The organism is Loktanella sp. DJP18 (genome assembly GCF_049310965.1).
Lineage (GTDB): Bacteria > Pseudomonadota > Alphaproteobacteria > Rhodobacterales > Rhodobacteraceae > Loktanella.
Genome location: NZ_JBMERN010000264.1, coordinates 1 through 2,477, shown reverse-complemented (window position 1 = coordinate 2,477; position 2,477 = coordinate 1). Strand labels below are relative to the sequence as shown.

The following is a 2,477-nucleotide window of genomic DNA, read 5'->3' as shown; positions in this document are numbered from 1 at the left end:
CCGCGGCGTCTTGCAAACCCGCCGCAACAGTTACGGTAGTTCTCGATCCTGGCAAACCGACATTGCCTGGCTGTCCTTCAGCGCAAGCCCGGCACCTTGCGGAACGGTGCCCCCATTGCGGAATTCCCTTCGGCCTTCAAGCAGTTCCAAGACCTCATGCTGTTCAAGCCTGGCGGTGACAGAGAGATCGTCGACATCCTGGCGCTGGTTCTGCCCCACGACGTACAGGCCGTGCTGGTCGCCGTGGAAATGGCGCCGGCAGGAGGTGTCCCAACCAAGACCCAAATGCTGAACTTTCTGCACCGTCTGATCGACGGAAAGACGATTGGTGGGCCGGACATGGTTGCGTCCGTCAAGCTGTTGTAAATTCGAGCATGGTCATTCGCGGAAATCGTTAAGGCGGTCTGTGTTGAGATGCGGAGAAGTGGATCGATCTGGGCGGAGTCGATGAGGCTGAATGCCTCCACCTGCATGTGACGGTGCTGGCCTTGCCAGTGGTCGTTCTGCTCGAGGAGCAACGCGCCGCTCAAGCGGATGATCGACTGCTCATTTGGGAAGTTTCCCACGACATCAGCTCGGCGCTTCACCTCTCTATTGAGGCGCTCAAGGGGGTTCTTAAAAGCGCCAGATCCTGTCCAGAGATTGGGGAGCATCTCAGCACGGGAACTTTTGTGGCAAGCTGGAGGTTCTTCAAACATCAAAACGGCGTGACTTGGCATGCCCCAGTTAGACTGATGATGGGCGGTCGCCGATGAAACTGCCGTTTCCACAGATATCTGCAAGAAACGTTCTTATGTGTCTTTCCGTCAAGCACCCTTGAACGTCTCGGGCCGGTATCATCTTCGCCAATGGAGTTTCACATGGAAAATACCTCACCGCTCAATTCTTTAACGGACAAAGACGAGAAAATGGCCGCGAAGTCTGCCACTGAAGAAGCCAAGGAAAGCGCCAAAACCATGATGCAGAGTGCCAAGGTGGCAGTCTCTGACCAGGTTGACGCCGCCAAGGACACCGCTGCAAACGAGGTCGACGGGATCGCGTCCGCCCTGCGCAAGGCAGCGGACGAATTGCGCGACGATTCTCCGCAGTCGCGGACATTCCGGCAGCTTTCCACCGGACTTGCCGATTTTTCAGACACGATCCGGGGCAAGGATTTTTCCGAGCTGACGCGCGACGTTAGCGCATTCGCGCGTCGCAACCCTGTCGTGTTTCTGGGTGGTGCCGTATTGATCGGACTGGCTGCATCGCGGTTTGCGAAAGCCTCAGAACATGCATCGCATGATGATCGCGACTCTGCAGAGAGACGTTTCAGCCATTCGCCTTATGCGACCCCGGCGGATGAAAAACCTCAGGCAAAGCCGGATACAAGCGCGTACGCCTCTGGCAGCACAGGCGCGTACACCAAAGGAGGACCCGTCTGATGGACGATCGTGATAAATCCACGGGTGGATTGCTCAGCGATGCTCTGAGTCACATTAGTTCCTTGGTTCGCAATGAAGTGGATCTGGCGCGTGCCGAGGTGAGCGAGAATGCCACAAAGGCCGCGGTCGCAATTGGTATGCTCGTTGGCGCGGTTGTAGTTGCGTTGGCTGCACTGAACGTCCTGACCGCTGCATTGGTGGCCGCGCTGACAAATGCCGGTCTCGATGCGGGCTGGGCAGCCCTGATCGTGGGTGTCGTGCTCGCAGCGATCGCATTCTTCATGATGACAAAGGGCACAAACGATCTGAAAGCAACGAGCCTCGCGCCGACGCGTACAGCCAAAAACGTCAAGCGCGATGCCGAAGCCATCAAGGAGACTTACAATGAACAATGATACCCGTAGTCCAGCCGAAATCGAAAAAGACATCGAGACAAACCGCGAAAGACTGACGGACACGCTCAATGAGGTGCAGGACCGGTTCTCGGTCGAGCGTCTGGCGCGGCAGGTATCTAATCAGTTCAGCGAGCACGGTGGTGACATCGGTCGATCGGTGTCGGATTCGCTGAAGAAAAATCCGCTAGCCATTGCCGTGACCGGTATCGGACTAGCATGGCTGATCTTCGGAAATGGTCGTGGCCAGCCTGATCTGACGAAATCTGGCAGCGAGGATCAGGATCTGTCCGGTAAATCGACCGGATATGACCGATCACGCAGCTCGTGGCCTTCCAACCGTAGCAGTTCACCACAGCGTCCTCGGCTTACAAGATTGCCCCGCAGGCATGATCCGGATTTGCCGGTCTGGGCCAAACGTGGCGGCAACGTCGTTGCATCGCCAGCCAGCACGCAAAGCACCGCGCCGAACCAAAAATACAACCAGGATACAGGCCTGGGAGAAGACACGCGCGATGCCACCTCTACAGCAAGTGACAGCGGGAGAAGCGGCGGCCACTCTGTGAGCGATCGTATGGTGGATCTGCGGGACCGGCTTTCGCATGGCACAGAGGATATGTCTGCCGCAGCACGTGACCGCATTGTTACTGCACGCCGGCAAGCT

3 protein-coding genes and 2 pseudogenes are annotated in these 2,477 nt (G+C 57.2%); 4 read left to right on the top strand and 1 reads right to left on the bottom strand.

Annotated elements, in window-relative coordinates; genetic code table 11:
- Nucleotides 1-57: 57 nt before the first annotated feature.
- A pseudogene (locus tag ACOI1H_RS24910) lies at nt 58-366 on the top strand (IS21 family transposase); the annotation flags it as partial.
- Nucleotides 367-428: 62 nt separating this feature from the next.
- On the opposite strand, the pseudogene ACOI1H_RS24905 reads toward ACOI1H_RS24910, so the two are convergent.
- Nucleotides 429-614 (bottom strand): annotated as a pseudogene (locus tag ACOI1H_RS24905) (transposase); the annotation flags it as partial.
- Between the two features lie 246 nt (nt 615-860).
- On the opposite strand from ACOI1H_RS24905, the gene ACOI1H_RS24900 reads away from it, so the two are divergent.
- From ACOI1H_RS24900 to ACOI1H_RS24890, 3 genes are all read left to right on the top strand, one after another.
- Nucleotides 861-1,421: a hypothetical protein gene (locus tag ACOI1H_RS24900; protein ID WP_422440950.1), complete on the top strand. Its 561-nt coding sequence runs from the start codon at nt 861-863 to the stop codon at nt 1,419-1,421.
- Entirely contained in the window at nt 1,421-1,816 is a 396-nt protein-coding gene (locus ACOI1H_RS24895) for a phage holin family protein (protein ID WP_422440948.1), read from the top strand. Before ACOI1H_RS24900 ends, ACOI1H_RS24895 begins: the two co-directional genes overlap by 1 nt.
- On the top strand, nt 1,806-2,477 hold a 672-nt coding region (locus ACOI1H_RS24890), incomplete at its 3' end, for a DUF3618 domain-containing protein (protein ID WP_422440947.1). The genes ACOI1H_RS24895 and ACOI1H_RS24890, both read left to right, overlap by 11 nt.